Annotated in this window: 17 protein-coding genes; 7 read left to right on the top strand and 10 right to left on the bottom strand. The window is 68.4% G+C overall.

Annotation, left to right across the window (positions count from 1 at the left end; genetic code table 11):
- The first annotated feature begins 78 nt into the window (after window positions 1-78).
- The 5 genes from H289_RS0121345 (at window position 79) to H289_RS0121365 (ending at window position 5,024) form a co-directional block, all read left to right on the top strand.
- Window positions 79-1,422, top strand: a complete 1,344-nt coding sequence (locus H289_RS0121345) for a nucleotide sugar dehydrogenase (RefSeq protein WP_020102861.1) — start codon at window positions 79-81, stop codon at window positions 1,420-1,422.
- Entirely contained in the window at window positions 1,415-2,395 is a 981-nt protein-coding gene (locus H289_RS0121350) for an NAD-dependent epimerase/dehydratase family protein (protein ID WP_029105546.1), read from the top strand. Before H289_RS0121345 ends, H289_RS0121350 begins: the two co-directional genes overlap by 8 nt.
- Before the next feature lie 19 nt (window positions 2,396-2,414).
- Window positions 2,415-3,173 carry a DUF4333 domain-containing protein gene (locus H289_RS0121355; RefSeq protein WP_020102863.1) on the top strand — a complete coding sequence of 253 codons (759 nt, stop codon included), beginning with the start codon at window positions 2,415-2,417 and terminating at the stop codon, window positions 3,171-3,173.
- A 64-nt stretch (window positions 3,174-3,237) separates the two neighbouring features.
- On the top strand, window positions 3,238-4,596 hold the full coding sequence (locus H289_RS0121360; protein WP_020102864.1) for a TIGR01777 family oxidoreductase: 1,359 nt from the start codon (window positions 3,238-3,240) through the stop codon (window positions 4,594-4,596).
- Complete coding sequence (locus tag H289_RS0121365; protein ID WP_020102865.1) at window positions 4,593-5,024, top strand: SRPBCC family protein; 432 nt, start codon at window positions 4,593-4,595, stop codon at window positions 5,022-5,024. The genes H289_RS0121360 and H289_RS0121365 overlap by 4 nt, the downstream gene beginning before the upstream one ends.
- Before the next feature lie 15 nt (window positions 5,025-5,039).
- On the opposite strand, the gene H289_RS0121370 is transcribed toward H289_RS0121365, so the two are convergent.
- From H289_RS0121370 to H289_RS0121415, 10 genes are all read right to left on the bottom strand, one after another.
- Window positions 5,040-5,987 (bottom strand): SDR family NAD(P)-dependent oxidoreductase, encoded by a 948-nt coding sequence (locus tag H289_RS0121370; protein ID WP_029105547.1) that lies wholly within the window; start codon window positions 5,985-5,987, stop codon window positions 5,040-5,042.
- 5 nt (window positions 5,988-5,992) lie between these two features.
- Window positions 5,993-6,739 (bottom strand): anti-sigma factor, encoded by a 747-nt coding sequence (locus H289_RS0121375; protein WP_020102867.1) that lies wholly within the window; start codon window positions 6,737-6,739, stop codon window positions 5,993-5,995.
- Complete coding sequence (gene sigK / locus H289_RS0121380) at window positions 6,732-7,370, bottom strand: ECF RNA polymerase sigma factor SigK (protein WP_020102868.1); 639 nt, start codon at window positions 7,368-7,370, stop codon at window positions 6,732-6,734. The genes H289_RS0121375 and sigK overlap by 8 nt, the downstream gene beginning before the upstream one ends.
- Window positions 7,367-8,659: an SAM-dependent methyltransferase gene (locus H289_RS0121385; RefSeq protein ID WP_020102869.1), complete on the bottom strand. Its 1,293-nt coding sequence runs from the start codon at window positions 8,657-8,659 to the stop codon at window positions 7,367-7,369. The genes sigK and H289_RS0121385 overlap by 4 nt, the downstream gene beginning before the upstream one ends.
- Window positions 8,656-9,378: a DUF1365 domain-containing protein gene (locus H289_RS0121390; RefSeq protein ID WP_029105548.1), complete on the bottom strand. Its 723-nt coding sequence runs from the start codon at window positions 9,376-9,378 to the stop codon at window positions 8,656-8,658. Before H289_RS0121390 ends, H289_RS0121385 begins: the two co-directional genes overlap by 4 nt.
- Window positions 9,375-10,688 (bottom strand): FAD-dependent oxidoreductase, encoded by a 1,314-nt coding sequence (locus H289_RS0121395; protein WP_029105549.1) that lies wholly within the window; start codon window positions 10,686-10,688, stop codon window positions 9,375-9,377. The genes H289_RS0121390 and H289_RS0121395 overlap by 4 nt, the downstream gene beginning before the upstream one ends.
- A 74-nt stretch (window positions 10,689-10,762) precedes the next feature.
- Window positions 10,763-11,401 carry a Maf family protein gene (locus H289_RS0121400; protein ID WP_029105550.1) on the bottom strand — a complete coding sequence of 213 codons (639 nt, stop codon included), beginning with the start codon at window positions 11,399-11,401 and terminating at the stop codon, window positions 10,763-10,765.
- Window positions 11,398-11,682 (bottom strand): acyl-CoA carboxylase subunit epsilon, encoded by a 285-nt coding sequence (locus tag H289_RS0121405; RefSeq protein WP_036421027.1) that lies wholly within the window; start codon window positions 11,680-11,682, stop codon window positions 11,398-11,400. The genes H289_RS0121400 and H289_RS0121405 overlap by 4 nt, the downstream gene beginning before the upstream one ends.
- Window positions 11,679-13,307 (bottom strand): acyl-CoA carboxylase subunit beta, encoded by a 1,629-nt coding sequence (locus H289_RS0121410; protein WP_020102876.1) that lies wholly within the window; start codon window positions 13,305-13,307, stop codon window positions 11,679-11,681. Before H289_RS0121410 ends, H289_RS0121405 begins: the two co-directional genes overlap by 4 nt.
- A 59-nt stretch (window positions 13,308-13,366) precedes the next feature.
- Window positions 13,367-14,095, bottom strand: a complete 729-nt coding sequence (locus tag H289_RS0121415) for a class I SAM-dependent methyltransferase (protein ID WP_231388093.1) — start codon at window positions 14,093-14,095, stop codon at window positions 13,367-13,369.
- A 444-nt stretch (window positions 14,096-14,539) separates the two neighbouring features.
- Here H289_RS0121415 and H289_RS0121420 point away from each other — a divergent pair, with 444 nt between their 5' ends.
- Both H289_RS0121420 and H289_RS0121425 read left to right on the top strand, forming a co-directional pair.
- Window positions 14,540-15,688, top strand: a complete 1,149-nt coding sequence (locus tag H289_RS0121420; RefSeq protein ID WP_155944207.1) for a glycosyltransferase — start codon at window positions 14,540-14,542, stop codon at window positions 15,686-15,688.
- The gene (locus H289_RS0121425; protein WP_020102879.1) at window positions 15,688-16,833 is read left to right on the top strand and encodes a glycosyltransferase; all 1,146 of its coding nucleotides are present in this window, start codon (window positions 15,688-15,690) and stop codon (window positions 16,831-16,833) included. The genes H289_RS0121420 and H289_RS0121425 overlap by 1 nt, the downstream gene beginning before the upstream one ends.
- Window positions 16,834-16,887 lie beyond the last annotated feature (54 nt).

Genomic DNA, 16,887 nt, shown 5'->3' on the forward strand with positions numbered 1-16,887 from the left:
TCGAAACTTGTTTGCGCGACAACCGCTGCGGTATGACATCAGCCGTCTCCCACAGGGCTGACCGGAGGGATTGAGGATTTGCCAGAGAAATACGACGTCGGAATCATCGGCCTGGGATATGTGGGGCTGACGCTGGCCACCGTGCTGGCCGAGGCCGGCAACTCCGTCATCGGAATCGAGACCCGCCAGGAATTGGTCGATATGACCAATCAGGGTTTGCCGCATTTCACGGAGACCGGCCTGCCCGACGCCCTCGAGGGCGTCACCCGATTCGGGAAACTGAAGGCCGTCACCGCATTTGACGACAGCTTCTCGTGCGACACGTACATCATCACCGTCGGCACGCCGCTGTCGGCGGACGGTGTCGCACGTGTCGACATGATCGAGGCCGCGGCCCGTGACATCGCCGGGAACATGCAGGATGGCGCGCTGGTCATCCTGCGGTCGACGGTCAAGGTCGGCACCACCCGCGACGTGGTGGCGCCGATGCTGGCCGCCAGCGGCAAGAGCTTCGACATTGCGATGTGCCCCGAGCGCACCCTGGAAGGCAAGGCGCTGCAGGAATTGCGTGAGCTGCCGCAGATCGTCGGCGCCGACGACCCGGCGGTCGCCGACCGGGCCGCCGCGGTATTCCGGAAACTCACCAGCTCGATCGTGCTGGTCTCCGATATCGAGACCGCCGAGATCATCAAATTGGTGAGCAACACGTTCCGCGATGTTCAATTCGCGTTTGCCAACGAAGTCGCCCGGATTTGCGACGCATTCGGTGTCAGCGCCTATGAGGTGATCTCGGCGGGCAAACTCGGATACAACCGCACCAATATCCCGTTGCCGGGTCTGGTGGGTGGCCCGTGCCTGGAGAAGGACCCGCACATCCTGATGGAGAGCGTGCGCGAACGCGGCGTCACGCTGGACATCACCGCCGCCGGCCGTCTGGTCAACGAGCGTCAGCCGGCCGAGACGGTGCGCTTCATCACCAGCGAGATCGCACGCCGGAAGCTGGGTGCCGACGGGCCGCTCAAGATCAACCTGTTGGGCATGGCGTTCAAGGGCCAGCCCGAGACCAGCGACCTGCGCGGGTCGATGTCCATCAAGGTGTTCAACGAGCTCAAGGCCGCGCACCCGGATGCCGAGATCGGCGTCTACGACCCCGTCACGCCGAATGATGTTCTGGCCGAAGCGTTCCCGGGGCACAAGGTGTACAACCGGTTCGGTGACGCGGTGAGCGGTGCGGACGTCGTCGTCCTCGGCAACAACCACCCGTCGCTGGGCACCATCTCGCCGCGCACCATCAGCGAGTTCATCAGCCCCGACGGTTTCGTCTTCGACTACTGGAACCACTACAGCCACCTGCCGGCCACCGAGCTGGGCGACAGCTACTTCGCCGTGGGCCGCAGCGGAAAGGTCGTCGAGCGTGTCTAAGAAGGTCGTGGTCACCGGTGGTGGCGGATTCATCGGCGCCTACCTGGTCAAGCGGCTGGTGCGGGACGGCTGGCAGGTCGCGGTCGTGGACTCCATGGTCCGCGGCGATGCCAGCCGATTCGCCGAAGTCGCTTCGGACGTCGAGCTTTTCACGTGTGACGTCCGCGATCAGGACGCCCTCGAGAAGGCGTTCGCCGGCGCCGAGGTCGTCATGCACCTGGCCGCCATCAACGGCACCGAGAACTTCTACAAGCAACCGGAACTGGTCCTCGACGTCGGCCTGCGCGGCGCGCTCGCGGTCACCAACGCCGGCCGCGCCGCGGGGGTGCCCGACCTAATCGTCGCCTCCACCGCCGAGGTCTACCAGACGCCCGCGATCATCCCCACGCCCGAGACCATCCCGCTGATGCTGCCGGACAGCCTCAACCCGCGGTACTCCTACGGCGGCGGCAAGATCGTCAGTGAGTTGATCGCCTTCAACTACGGGCAGGACCACTACCGGCAGGTGCAGGTCTTCCGGCCGCACAACGTGTTCGGGCCGAACATGGGGTGGAAGCACGTGGAGCCGCAGTTCATCCTCCGGGCGCTGGGCTGTCAGGAGGCGGGTAACCCGACCTTCCCGATCCAGGGTGACGGCAGCGAGACGCGCTCGTTCTGCTACGTCGACGACATCGTCCAGGGCATCTTGACGATGTACGAAAAGGGCGGTCACCGCGAGGTTTACCACATCGGCAGCGATGAGGAACTCAGCGTCCGCGAGCTGGCCGAGCGGATCGGCCGGGCCGTCGGTGTCGAGCTCGAGATCAAGCCCGGCGAGTTGCAGGCCGGCGGCACACCGCGCCGGTGCCCGGACATCTCGAAGATGCGGGCGCTGGGCTGGTCGCCGCAGGTGGCCCTCGACGACGGTCTGGCGCGCACCGTGGCGTGGTACCGCGAGCACCGAAATGACGTGCCCGCAAACGACCTGATGTAGCCCGGGCACAATAGCGGGTATGAGGGCGCGCATCCTGGCACTGGTCGTCATCGCTGGGCTGCTGCTGACGGGGCTCGCGGCGCTGGTCTACAGCCTCACGCGCCCCGAACCCGAAGCCGTCCAGGCCAAGCCGTCGGCGCAGTTGCCGATGGTCGACAAGGCGTCGCTGGAGCGCGCGATCCACGACGCCTTCACGAGCCAGCCGCCGCAGGCGGTGATCTGCGAACGCGGCCTCATCGCCAAGGTCGGGCAGAGCACGCGGTGCGACGTCACGATGTCACCGGCCTACGGCATCCAGCCGACCATCACGGTGTCCGGCGTCGAGGGCGGCAAGGTCAGCTATTCGATGACCCCGGCGGTCTCCAAGACGCAGTTGGAGGCGGCCGTGGCGGACATGGTGACCCGCACCCGCAAGGCGGCCCCGGACTCGGTGACGTGCTTGTCGGGACTGGAGGGCAAGCAGGGCGCGGTGGCGTTGTGCGACATCACCGATGACGGGTTCACCAGCCGGCGCACCGCGCTGGTGAGCGAAGTGTCCGGCCTCGCAATGAATTACGGCCTGACGCCCGTGCTGGAGAAGTCGGTGGCCGAGAGTTCCCTTGCCTCGCAGCTGGGCCAGAGCCCGAGCACCGTCACGTGCGCCGGGGATGTGGACAGCAAGGTCGGGGCGACGCAGCGGTGCACCGCGGTCGTCGGCGGCCAGAACCGGGCCTACACCCTGACGGTCACCGACGTCGCCGACGGCAAGGTGTCGTTCAGCTACAAGCCGGTGAACTGAGCAGACCCATCCGCCGGCCGGTTGGCTCCGAATCCCACTGAGACCGATTCGACTCGGAGGTTTGATGGGAATCGAGTACAGCAGTGTGGTCGACGCGCCACGCAACGACGTGTTCGCCTGGCATGCGCGGCCGGGGGCCATCCACCGGATGCTGCCGCCGTGGCAGCCCATGAGCGTGGTCGCGGAAGCGGCGTCGCTGGCCGACGGGCGCGCCGTGCTCGGCCTGCCGGGCGGGTTGCGCTGGAACGCACAACACAATCCCGCCGACTATGCGCCGCCCGCACGGTTCGTCGACGAATTGAGCCGCGACGGATTGCGTTCGCTGCCAACACAGTTGGTCGGGCACTGGCGGCACGAACACTGCTTCGACGCCGTCGGCGACGGGCGCACCCGGGTCACCGACCGCGTCGATGCGCCGGTACCCGGGAACCTGCTCGAGTCGACGTTCCGCTACCGCCATCGCCAACTGAGCGACGACCTGGCCGCTCACCAGTGGGCGCGCGAACACGGTGCGCGTCCCGGCTCGGTCGCGGTGACCGGGGCATCGGGATTGGTCGGCAGCGCCCTGACCGCCTTCCTGTCCACCGGTGGCCACCGGGTCATCCGGCTGGTGCGCCGCGAACCACGCGACGACACCGAACGCCGCTGGGATCCCGACGCACCCGCGGAGAATCTGCTCGACGGCATCGACGCCGTGGTGCACCTGGCGGGCGCATCGATTGCCGGCCGTTTCACCGACGGGCACAAGAAAGCGGTGCGTGACAGCCGGATCGAGCCGACCCGCCGGCTGGCCGAGTGCGCCGCGGCGGCGACGGACGGACCATCGGTGTTCGTCAGCGCGTCCGCGATCGGCTGGTACGGAGACGACCGGGCCGACGAACACCTCGACGAATCGGCGCAACCGGGCGACGGGTTCCTGGCCGACGTCGTCGCCGACTGGGAAGCGGCGACGGCGCCTGCAACCAACGCCGGACTGCGCGTCGTCAACGTCCGCACCGGGATCGTGCAGACGCCGCGCGGCGGCACGCTGCAACTGATGCGGCCGCTGTTCGCCGCCGGTCTCGGCGGCCCGCTCGGCAACGGGCGGCAGTGGCTGTCCTGGATCGACATCGACGACCTCGTCGATGTGTACCACCGCGCCCTCGTCGACGCCGGGCTGTCCGGTCCGGTGAATGCCGTTGCCCCGCAACCGGTCCGCAACGTGGACTACACGCGGACCCTGGCCGGGGTGCTGCACCGTCCGGCCGTGCTGCCCGTGCCCGCCCTCGGGCCGGCGCTGCTGCTCGGCCGGCAGGGGGCGCGCGAGCTGGCCGTGGCCAGTCAGCGCGTCGTGCCCGGCCGGCTCATCGACGCCGGACACCGGTTCCGGCGCCCGGATCTCGAACAGTGCCTGCGCCATCAGCTGGGGAAGGCGGCCCGATGATCGACGCGCAGCGTCAGGTGGTGGTGGCCGCGCCTGCGGACGCCGTCTTCGCGTACCTGGCGGACTTCACGACCACGACGCAGTGGGACCCCGGCACCGTGCACACCGAACGCATCGCCGGTGACGGCGGCGTGGGTACCCGCTACGCGAACACGTCCCGCTTCGCCGGCCGTACGTCGGAGATCACATACGAAGTCACCAGCCTGACGCCGGGGCAGGCGATCGAACTGCGCGGGGTCAATCAGTACCTGGTCGCGCGCGACACCATCACCGTGGCTCCGCACCCCGACGGCACCGAGGTCACCTACCGGATCAGGTTCGCGTTCCAGGGGTGGCTGCGGTGGATCGAGCCCCTGCTGCAACTCGCGGTGGCACACCTTCTCGACGACGGGGCGCGCGGACTACGCCGCGAACTCGAACGAATCTGATTGCGCGGCAAGTCCTCACAAACCGATGGCAGCGGCGCAGTACTGCCACACCTGCCGCACCTGGGCGTCGTCGTCCCGGCCGGTGGGCAGGTAGCGCGTGGGGCGGATGCGGCGGTCGTGCCAGAACTGTCCGGAAACCGGGGTGGGTTCGGTGGCCGTCAACCAGACCGCGGTGTCGGCGGCCTGCTCGGACGTCCGCAGGATCGGGCGCGTCAGGCGGCGGAACCCCGGCAGTGACTGCGCGACGCCCGGGGTGTCGGCCCAACCGGGATGCATGGCGGCCACCATCAATTCGGGCCAGCGCCGCGCCAGCAGTGGCGTCAACGCGACCTGGACGCGCTTACTGCGCGCGTACGCCGTGGCGCCGCGGTAATGCCCGCGCCGATACTCGATGTCATCGACCGGAAGCGACTGGGTGTACATACCGCCAGAGGACATCAGGACCACCCGCGGGTCGGGCGCGGCGGTGAGCGCCGGCAGCAGCAGCTCCGTCAGCGACACCGGGCCCAGGACGTGGGTTGCCAGCGAAAGCTCGTGTCCCTCCGCGCTTTCCGTCCGCGCCTCGGGCATCACCCCGGCGTTGTGGATCACGGCGTCCAGCCGTGGCCGCCGGGACAGCAGGTCCGCGGCGAACGACCGGACCGCGGCCAGGTGCGACACGTCGCACACCTCCACCGCCACCTTGGCTCCCGGTACGTCGGTGAGCACGTCGCGCCGGGCGGCCTCGCCGCGGGCCCGGTCGCGCACCGTCATCAGCACCGTCGCCCCGAGCGCCGCGAGTTCGGTGGCGATGGCCTTGCCGATACCGGAGTTCGCCCCGGTCACCAGCACGGTGCGGCCGGCGAGTGCCTCGCCCGGCAGTTCGGGTGTCTGCCAGAACTGTTGCCGCACGGCCAGTCCCACGCGGGAGTAGCCGAACACGACGGTGCGGTCCAGGAGATCGTCGAAGAAGGCGCGGACCATGGCCGTCACGTCAGGGAGACGACGACGACCGGGGTGCTCGTCGGCTGGCTGGACCCGGAGCCCGGCTCGACCGTCACGGCCACCTTGGCGGCCGCGTCCAGTGCGGGTATCACCTCGCCGCCGGGCGGTGGCATGGTGTCCGCGCTCATGGTGCCGGCGGACCGCGGCGCGCCCGACGCCGGGATGAACCACATCTGGTAGACGTGGCCTGCCGGTGGCGCAGGCACGTCCGCCATGGCCACCACGACGGCGTTCGCCTGTTGCGACGCGCTGAGGGTGATGGTGCCCCCGGCGACGGGTGCGGAGTACGTGCGGACGTCCGGGTTGGCCAGCACCTGCGACACCGTCGGCTGTCCCGGGTGCTCGGTGAAGCGGTCGGCGACGACCGTCGTGCCGATGGCGATCGCGCAGATGACCGCGGCGGCCGCCGCGAGTCGGACGAGCAACCGGCGTCGCCGGGTTCGCCTGAGCGCCAACTCATCCGAACTGCGCTCGGCCGACTGGATACCGATCGCCTGCAGGATGCGCGCGCGCAGTTCGGCCGGCGGCGTCAGGGTGTCACTCGCGGTGAGCAGTGCCATGGTCTCCTGGGTGTCGCCGACGATCCGGGCGAACGCCTGCGCGGTGTGCGGCGCGGCGATGCCGAGGCGGCCGGCGATGTCCGAACGTTCGGCCTCGGACACCGCGTCGAGTGCGTATACGTACGCCAGATCGAGCAATTGCTGTTCGTCGTCGGTGTAGCTGTCAGGCATCGGTGCCCACCCCCAAGCAGTTCTTCAGGCGGATCAGGCCATCCCGGATACGGGCCTTGATGGTGGGGAGCGTGACGTCGAGGTGCTCGGCGACCTCCCGGTAGGTGTGGCCGCTGTAGTACGCCAGGCCGATGGCTTCGCGCTGGACGGTGGTCAATCCGTCGAGGCAGTCGGTGACCTCCTGCTCGTCGAGTCGCTGTCCCACTTCGTCGGCGACGGTGTCGTGCTCGCGGCCGAGGTTCGAGGCGCCGTAGGCGTGGTTGCGGTCGGCGGCCGACTGTTCCGAGCGCACCCGGTCGATGCTGCGGCGGTGGGTCAACGTCATGAGCCAGCCGATCGGGCTGGCCAGTGCGGGGTCGTACTGCCGTGCCGCCGAGGACCACACCTGGAGGAAAACCTCCTGCACGACGTCCTCGGCCAGGGTCCGGTCCCGCACGACGCGGTAGGCGAGGCCGAAAACCCGTGGCGAGGTCAGGTCGTAGAACTCGGTGAAAGCCGTTCTGTCGCCGTCAGCGATCGCGGTGAGCAGCGCTGCGCGGTCCGGCTCACCATCCATGCGGGAATCGTCGCACGGCGGCGTGGGAACCGGGGCGATCTGGCGCAACCCGTCGGATCCGGGCGGCGTGCTCACGATCGCGCCTTCGGCTGCAGGACCAGCTGGTGCAGGTCCAGGTAGCCCGAGGCGAAGCCCGCCTCGGAGTAGGCGAGGTAGAAGCGCCACATCCGCCGGAAGATGCGGTCGAACCCCAGCGCGTCGGCGCCGGCGCTGTTGGCGGTGAAACGCTGCAGCCACAGTCGCAGCGTGTGGGCGTAATGCGGTCCGAACGAATGCCGGTCGGTGATGCGCAGTGCGGTATGTGTGCTGACCGACTTCTCGATGAGCTTGACCGACGGCAGGAACCCGCCCGGGAAGATGTACTTGTGCACCCACGTGTAGGTGTCGCGGGACGCCAGCATGCGCTTGTGCGGCATGGTGATCAGCTGCAGGCCGACCCGGCCGTCGGCCTCGAGGAGACGCTCGAGCGTGCGCAGGTACGCCGGTAGGTAGCGATACCCGACGGCCTCGATCATCTCGATGGAGACGATTGCGTCGTACGTGCCGGTGATGTCGCGGTAGTCGCACAGCTCGACCGTGATCCGGTCCGACAGCCCGGCGGCGGCGATGCGCTCCCGAGCCAGCAGCTGCTGCTCGCGCGACAGTGTGACGGTGTGTACGTGCGCGCCACGCTGCGCCGCGCGGATCGCCAATTCGCCCCAGCCGGTGCCGATTTCGAGCAGCCGCGTGCCGGCGCCGACGCCGGTGGCATCCAGCAGCCGGTCGATCTTGCGGTGCTGCGCGGCCGCCAGGTCGCGCCACGCCGGCGGCGGGTCGAGCGTGTCGAACAGCGCGCACGAGTAGGTCAGCGTCGGATCGAGGAACATGCTGAAGAACTCGTTGGACAGGTCGTAGTGATGGGCGATGTTCGCGCGCGTATCCGCTTGCGCCCCACGGTGGTTGCGTGGGGTCCGTGGCAGCAGCACCGAGCGCAGTCCCTGGAACACGGCCGGCACGACCGTGTCGATGCGGGACGCCAGCGCGGTGAGTACGGCGGTGAGCTCAGGTGCGGACCAGTCGCCGACCATGTACGCCTCGCCGAAGCCGATCAGGCCACTGTTCGCGATCCGGCCGAAGAAATCGTCGGGGCGGTGCAACAACATTCGCGGTGCGGCCGGATCATCGGCGCCGGCCGCACCCTGGACGGTGCCGTCCGGATACTCCACCCGAACCGGCAGGTCCCGCACCGCGGCCCGGAACAACGCACGCGTGACGGGCGTGCCGAGCCGGGTGCGCAGACCGCTTGGCACCTGGGCGATTTCGGTCCACCTGGCCGGCAAAAACGGATCGTACGCGGCGGCACCGTCGTGGAGTTGATTCGTCATAGGGCGGCCTCCTGTGGGCGGGGATGCAGTGGCAGTCCGCGCGCCCAGAGGCGCACGCCCTGCCAGCGGATGCGGGCGAGGACCAGCAGCGGCGCCAGCGGCGCTGCCAGTGCGGTGGTCAGAACGGTTGTGGGACGGGCGGGGTGAACGGACCCGGTCCAGGTGGCCGTCATGACGACCTCGCCGGCCGCGTCGAGCAGCGTGACCGCCACGCCGAGCCGGCCCCGCGCCGGTTCGGGAACCCGCAGCACGTACCGGCCACTGACGGGGTTGAACGGCGACACGTAGAACGCCTTCGGCACGGTGACCTCGCCGCGATGGTCGGCGCGCAGCAGGTAGCGGTGGCGTCCGCCGTAGGTGTTGTGCACCTCGGCGATGGCGCACACCAGTGCGCCGGCGGCGTCGTGGCACCAGTAGACGGTCAGCGGATTGAACACGAAGCCGAAGACCCTGGCATTGGCCAGCATTCGGATGCGGCCGCCGCCGAGGTCGATGCCGTGGTCACCGAGATAGGCCTCGACGTTCTCACGCAGTGTGCGGTTCGGATCGCCGGCATGGTCGGCGGCGTGAAAGCCGGCCAACGGCCGCAGTAGGCGCGGCAACTCGGGCACGGCGTCGAGGTCGACCAGCCAGCTGTAGCTGCGGTAGGTGAACGCGTGCCGCACCGGCACGGTCCGCCTGTGGTGGATGCTGGTTCGCACGATCTGTGGTGGGCTCATACGACATTCCCCGCCGGCCGCAGCAGGGGCGGCACCGGGCCGCTCCACGTACCACCGAGACGTTCGGCCGCGGCGACGCCCGAGGCCGCGCCGTCTTCGTGAAAGCCCCAGCCGTGATACGCGCCGGCGAACGCCAACCGGTGATCGCCGAGCGTGTGCAGCCGCTGTTGCGCGGCGCGGAACTCGGGGGAGTACTGCGGATGGTCGTACAGCATGGTCGCGATGACCTGGCCCGGGTCGACCCGGCTGCCGCCGCCCAGCGTCACCACGAACCGCCGGTCGGTGCTCGCGTCGAGTCGCTGCAGCCGGTTGAGGTCGTAACTGACCAGGACCTCGTCGGCCTGGACGGTGCACGACGGCATCCGGTAGTTCCACGACGCCCGGGCGCCCCGGCGACGCGGCAGCAGCGACGTATCGGTGTGCAGCACAGTGTGATTGATCGAGTACCGCAGGGCGCCGAGGATGTCGACCTCGTCGGCCGTCGGCCGGTCGAGGATCGACAGGGCCTGATTCGGATGGGTCGCGATGACGGCGGCGTCGAACGGCTCCACCCGGTCGGCGTCGTCACGCACGAGCACGCCGTCGGTGGTCCGGGTGACGGTGCGTACAGGTACGCCGGGGCGGACCGACGGCAGGCGCGCGGTGATCGCTTCGACATACCGCGCAGAACCTCCGGTCACCGTCCGCCATGTCGGTGAACCGAACACCGTCAGCATGCCGTGGTGGTCGAGGAACGCCAGCAGGTAGCCGACGGGGTAGTCGAGCGCGACGTCCGGCGGGCACGACCAGACCGCCGCGACCAGCGGCACCATGAAATGCGCGACGAAGTAGCGGGAAAACCCTGCGGCGCCGAGGAATTCGCCGAGTGTCTGACCATCTGCCACGCCGCGCGCCAGCTCGGCGCGGGCGAGCCGGTGGAAACGCGTCACCTCGGCGAGCAGGCGCAGGTAACGCGGGGAGACCACCGCGCCGGGTGTGGCGAACAGGCCCGTCAGCCCCTTCGCGCCGGCGTACTCCAGGCCGCAGCCTTCGCAGCAGACCGACATCGACATGTCGGATTCCTGGGTCCGGACACCGAGTTCGGCGAACAGCCGCAGCAGCGTCGGATAGGTGCGGTCGTTGTGCACGATGAAGCCGGAGTCGACGCCGACGACGGCGGCGCTGCCGCGGCGGGCCGTCAGCTCATGGGTGTGCGCGTGGCCACCGCACCGCGGTTGTGCCTCGAACAGGGTGACTTCCGCGTCGCGGGCGAGCACCCAGGCTGAGGTGAGCCCCGATATGCCGCTGCCGATCACTGCTATCCGCCGCACCGTGCCGTCCTTCCTGGTTTGTCACCAGGAATTCGGCGCGGGATGCGCTGCGGATAGGTGGATTCGGGAAAAAGTTACTCGGGCCGGTTGGCGGCCCACAACTGGGCGACGGACACGCCGAGCTGGGCCAGCATGCGGCGCAGCAGGGGCAGGCTCAGCCCGATGACGTTCGAGGGATCGCCGTCGATGCCGTCGATGAACCAGCTGCCCAGGCCGTCGAGGGTGAAAGCGCCTGCCACCCAGAGGGGTTCGCCGGTGTCGAGGTAGGCCTCCAGGTCCGAGGCGGTGGGTTCGCCGAAACGCACTGTGGTGGAGCCGAGTTCACTGACCTGAGCGGTGACGGCGCCGTCGGTCAGGCGCAGGACGCAGTGGCCGGTGTGCAGGACGGCGCTGCGGCCGGCCATCGAGTTCCATTGCCGCCGTGCCACATCGGGGGTGCCCGGCTTGCCGGTCAGCCGGCCGTCGAACTCGAGCATCGAATCACAGCCGATGACAACGCAATCCGACGACAGGCTCGCATCGAGTGATTCGGCGACCCGTTGCGCCTTGGCTGTCGCCAGGGCACGCACGACGTCGCCGGGCCGGGCGTCGCCGAGAGACGCGATGATCGCGTCCTCGTCGACGTCGGATACCAGCACGACCGGTTCGACACCGGCCTTGCGCAGCACGCTGAGCCGGCCCGCGGAGGCCGAGCCCAGCACTATCCGGGTCATCGCCGGATGAAGGTCCGCTCCACCAGGGTCACCAACTGCCAGCTGGTGTACGCGTACCGCAGCTTGGAGACCGGGTGGCCCCAGTCGTTGCGGTCACCGGTCTCCGGGGCACCGCCGGCGCCCGAGGCGCTGGCCAGCACCGTCACCAGCGCGGCGAGCTCCTCATCGGACGGGTTGCCCTTGACGACCTGGAACAGCGGGGCCACAGGGGCTTCCACGGGGGCCTCAGCTTCGGACGTGTTGTCGGCGCTCACATCTGCCAAATCGTTCGCTCCGCTCACAGTGGGATGTTCCCGTGCTTCTTCGGCGGCGTCTGGACGATCTTGCGCTCCAGCAGCCGCAGCGAGTTGGCGATGTAGCCGCGGGTGTGCGACGGCGGGATCACGGCGTCGACGTAACCACGCTCGGCGGCGACGTACGGGTTCACCAGGGTGTCCTCGTACTCCTGCTGCAGCTGCAGGCGCAGGGCGTCGACGTCGACGCCGTCCTTCTCGGCCTGCTTGAGCTCCTGGCGGTAGACGAAGCCGACCGCGCCCGAGGCACCCATGACGGCGATCTGGGCCGTCGGCCACGCCAGGTTGACGTCGCAACCCATGTCCTTGGAGCCCATGACGCAGTACGCGCCGCCGTAGGCCTTCCGGGTGATGACGGTGATCTTGGCGACGGTGGCCTCACCGTAGGCGTACAGCAGCTTGGCGCCGCGGCGGATGATGCCGTTGTACTCCTGCTCGGTGCCCGGCAGGAAGCCCGGGACGTCCACCAGCATGATGATCGGGATGTTGAAGGCGTCGCAGGTGCGGATGAACCGCGCGGCCTTCTCCGAGGCGTTGATGTCCAGGCAGCCGGCGAACTGCGTCGGCTGGTTGGCCACGATGCCGACCGGGCGGCCGTCGATGCGGCCGAAGCCGATCACGATGTTCTGCGCGTAGCCGGGCTGGATCTCGAGGAACTCGTCGTCGTCGAGGATGCGCGAGATGACCTCGTGCATGTCGTACGGCTGGTTCGGCGAATCCGGGATCAGCGTGTCGAGCTCGAGGTCCTCTTCGGTGAGGTTGTCCTCGACGGCGCCCGGGTGCGGCGGCGCGGGCAGGCGCGGCGGCTCGGCGTAGTTGTTCGGGGGCAGGTAGCTCAGCAGGTCGCGGACGTAGTCCAGGGCGTCCTGCTCGCCCGAGGCGACGTAGTGCACGGTGCCGGACTTGGCCTCATGGGTGTGGGCGCCGCCCAGCTCCTCCATGGTGACCTCTTCACCGGTGACGGTCTTGATGACGTCCGGTCCGGTGATGAACATCTGGCTGGTCTGGTCGACCATGATGATGAAGTCGGTGAGCGCGGGCGAGTACACGTGGCCACCGGCCGCGGCACCCATGATGAGCGAAATCTGGGGGATGACACCCGACGCCAGGATGTTGTTGCGGAAGATGCGGCTGTACAGGCCGAGCGAGACCACACCCTCCTGGATGCGGGCGCCGGCGCCGTCGTTGATGCCGATCAGCGGGCGGCCGGTCTTGATGGCCAGCTCCTGGACCTTGACGATCTTCTCGCCGTAGACCTCACCGAGGCTGCCGCCGAAGACGGTGGCGTCCTGGCTGAAGATGCAGACCTCGCGGCCGTCGATGGTGCCGTAGCCGGTGACCACACCGTCGCCGAGCGGGTGCTTGTCGGCCAGGCCGAAGTTGGTGCTGCGGTGCTTGGCCAGCGCGTCGAGTTCGACGAACGAGCCCTCGTCCAGCAGCGCCAGGATGCGCTCGCGGGCGGTGAGCTTGCCCTTCTGGTGGACCTTCTCCACGGCGGCCTCGCCGACGGGGTGCAGGGTCTCTTCGGTACGCCTACGCAGGTCTTCCAGCTTGCCTGCGGTGGTGTGGATGTCGATCGCCTTGTCCACCGGTGGCTCGGTCACGCTCGTCATGGCGACGATGTTAACGGTTCTCTAAGAAAGTTGTGAAGGTGGGGTGCTCACTCGGCGGGTCACGCAGGTTTGCGCAGGACCACAGCCGCGAAACTCGTGAGCGCCGGCACCGGGTGCTTAAGAAGGAAACGGCTCTTCGCGCGCTCGAGGGCATCGAGCGGCGGCAGCACGCGGTAGTAGCCGTGGCCGTAGGCGCCGGACCAGGATTCGACCTGGAAACCCACGCTCTCGTAGCGCTTGATGGCCTTCTGGGTGGGGCCGGTGGTCCAGCGGTAGTAGGCCGGGAACTTCTCGTGGTGCGGGTTCTGCAACCGGCCGGGCTGCAGCTTGCTGATGACGGTGCGCGCCGCCTGCTCGGGGATGAGCAGGTTCACCACGAACGGGAACGCGAACAGTGTCGGGAAGAAATGCACCGAAAGTCCGCCTGGGCGAAGGAGTTTGAAGCAGTTCTCGTGGAACGTGCGGGCGTCGGGCAGGTGCTCGCAGAGCATCTTGGAGAACACCAGGTCGTACGCATTGAGCTCGTTGTCGATCGGTTTGCACAGATCGGCGACGCGGGTGTGCACGCGGCTGTTGGCCTTGGCCAGTTCGGTGGCCGAGATGTCGATGACGACGCGCTCGTCGGCGAAGCTCCAGTCGTCGCCACCGATGATGGGGTTGGCGCCGCCACCGAGTTCGGCGACGGCCTTGACACCCTCGCGCTCGGCCAAGGTGCGGACAGACTCGTCGTAGCCCTGCCACAGGGTGTCCAGGTCCTTGTAATGGACGTCCACGTGTGTACCGCTCATTTGCGCACCGTTCATAGATTCTTCCGCCCCCGCGGCTTGCACGTCCTGCGTCAGCAGTTTGCTGGTAAGTCAATATACACTTCGCGCGCTGGTCCCGCCCAGAACTCGCGTTGAACACCGTTCAGGCTGTGGTATTTGCTGGGCGAGTCGTGAGCGCGGCGACGCCGAGCCTTCTCTCGGAGGCGGCGAATTGCCTGGTCGGCATGGCCGTGAACAGGCGTTACGGCCCGGTCGTGGAACCGCGGACGGCAGATTTCCGGTGGTGAATTGCACTTAGCTGAGCCGGTGTGTGCGCACCGTCGCGGGCGCGTCCTGCGCAGGCGCGATGCATTTAGCTTGTCAATTGCGTTAGTTTGCGGTTCGATATGCGTGCCCGGCATTTGCGGGTAGCTGACTTCACGACCGCGAGACGATCACCGGATCGGCGCAGAGGGATACTCAACAGTGCATTCGACGCGCAAGTACGACGGAGTGGACGGGCCCAAGGTGGCCATCGCCCACGACTATCTGACCCAGTTCGGCGGCGCGGAAAAAGTTGTCCTCTCGATGACCAAGGCATTCCCGGACGCCCCGCTGTACACGATGCTGTACGACCCCGAGCTGACCTACCCGGAGTTTGCCGACCTGGACATCCGGGTGTCCGCGCTCAACAAGGTCGGTCTGGCCCGCAAGTACCACCGGGCCGCCCTGCCCCTCTATCCGCGCGTGGCCGAGTCCATGTACGTCGACGCCGACATCGTGCTGGCGAGCTGCAGTGGCTGGTCGCACGGTTTCCGCACCAACGGCAAGAAGCTCATCTACTGCTACAACCCGGCGCGCTGGCTGTACCAGACCGAGGCCTACCTCGGGGACCACGCCAACCCGCTCAAGCGCCTGGGCCTCAAGCTCACCAAGAAGCGCCTGCTGGACTGGGACCGCCGGCAGGCGCTCGCGGCCGACAAGTACCTCGCGATCTCGACCATGATCAGCGGGTACGTCAAGAAGGCCTACGACATCGACGCCGAGGTGATGTTCGCGCCCGTGGCGATGTCGCGGTCGTACGCTGTCGAACCCGTCGAGGAACTCGAGGACAAGGTCGACCTGAGCGATCCGGATGGCAGCTTCTACCTCGTCGTGTGCCGGCTGCTGCCGTACAAGAACGTCGACGTCATCGTGCGGGCGTTTGCCGGCAGCGACCGGCAGCTCGTGGTGGTCGGCAACGGGCCGGAAGCCGAGCGGTTGCGGTCGATGAAGACCGACAATGTGACCATGCTCCACAACCTGACCGACGGGCAGATGGCCTGGCTCTACAAGAACTGCCGAGCGCTGATGTCATCGAGTTTCGAGGACTACGGCCTGACCCCCATCGAGGCGGGGGTGTGGGGCCGGCCGAGCGTCGCGCTGCGGTTCGGCGGCTTCCTCGACACCATCGACGAGGGCACCACCGGCCTGTATTTCGATGAACCACAACCGGATTCGGTGCGCGAGGCGCTGGACCGATTCGAGTCGGCGACGTGGGATCAGGAGAAGATCAAGCACCACGTCTCCCAGTTCACCGAGGACGCGTTCAGCGCTCGACTGCATGAAGCGGTCGACAAGCTGGCCGGGTACTGATGGCGCCAGAAGCGACTCCGGTCGCGACGCTGAAGGACTACCGCCTGGTGTACGTCGGTCCGGCGGACCACGAGACGGCGGTGGGCGACTACGCGGAGAACCTGACGCGGGCGCTGCGGCCACACGTCGGCGAACTCGTCGAGCACCGCACGCTGGGGCCGGGTTCCGACAGCGCGCGGGAAATCCTGGGGCACCGGCGCGCGGTGGCGAACCTGGTCGCCGGTGGGAAACCCGGCCGGGTGCTGGTGCATGCGGAGCTGGCGGCCGGTGCCGTGTCGGCGTTCTGGTCCATCGCTGGGTTGCGCGGGGTGCCGGTGACGGCGACGGTGCACGATCCGCCACAAGGCATCTGGTGGCCGGGCCGCACGAAGTTCGTGGCCCGGCACAAGCTGGTGATGCACGGCCTGCACTACCCGCTGCGCCCGGTGTCACGGATGCTCGAGGGCGCGGTCAACGGGAACCGGACGCTGTTCGCGCTGAGCCAGATCGGGGCGCAGTCCATCCGCGACGTGTATCCGAACACCGACGTGGCCTACGCCCCCTACCTCGTGTGCGACCGGCCCAGGGTCCGCGCGGTGATCGAACGCCCGAAGGCCGTGGGCTTCTTCGGACATGTGTACCGGGGCAAGGGTTTCGAGCAGATCGCCCGCATCCGCCGGGAGCTGCCCGACGACATCGTGATCCGCGTGGCGGGCCGGGGGACCGAGGCACTGCCCGGTGGCCCCGGGGTGGAGATCGTGGGTGCCGTCGACGGTGACGCCGAGGACGCGTTCTTCGATTCGGTGCGCGCCGTGGTGATTCCGTACGGCAAGCGCCATTTCTACGCCGAGACCTACCCCGCCTCGTCGGTCGCGGCCCACGCCATGGCCTACCGCACGCCGGTGGTGTGCACCGACTACGGCTCGCTGGCGGAGTTCGGCACCGAGACCGGCGCGGTCGTCGTGCCCATGGACTCCGATGACCCGAAGGCGCTGCCGGCCGGGTTCTCGGCGGCCATCGAGGCCCTGCTCAATGACGAAACCCGGCTCAAGGAACTGGAGGCGAACGCCGACCGGACGCGCCAGGAGCGGTCGCCGGAGAACGTCGCCGCCGCCTACGCCGCAAAGTGGTCGGAGATGCTGGCGCGCCAGGGCCGGCTGCACTGACTAGGCCGAAACACTGTGGTTAACTCGGAATCCGGGACGACGGGAGCGAACAAC

The sequence above is a fragment of the Mycobacterium sp. 360MFTsu5.1 genome (assembly GCF_000383495.1).
Lineage (GTDB): Bacteria > Actinomycetota > Actinomycetes > Mycobacteriales > Mycobacteriaceae > Mycobacterium > Mycobacterium mucogenicum_B.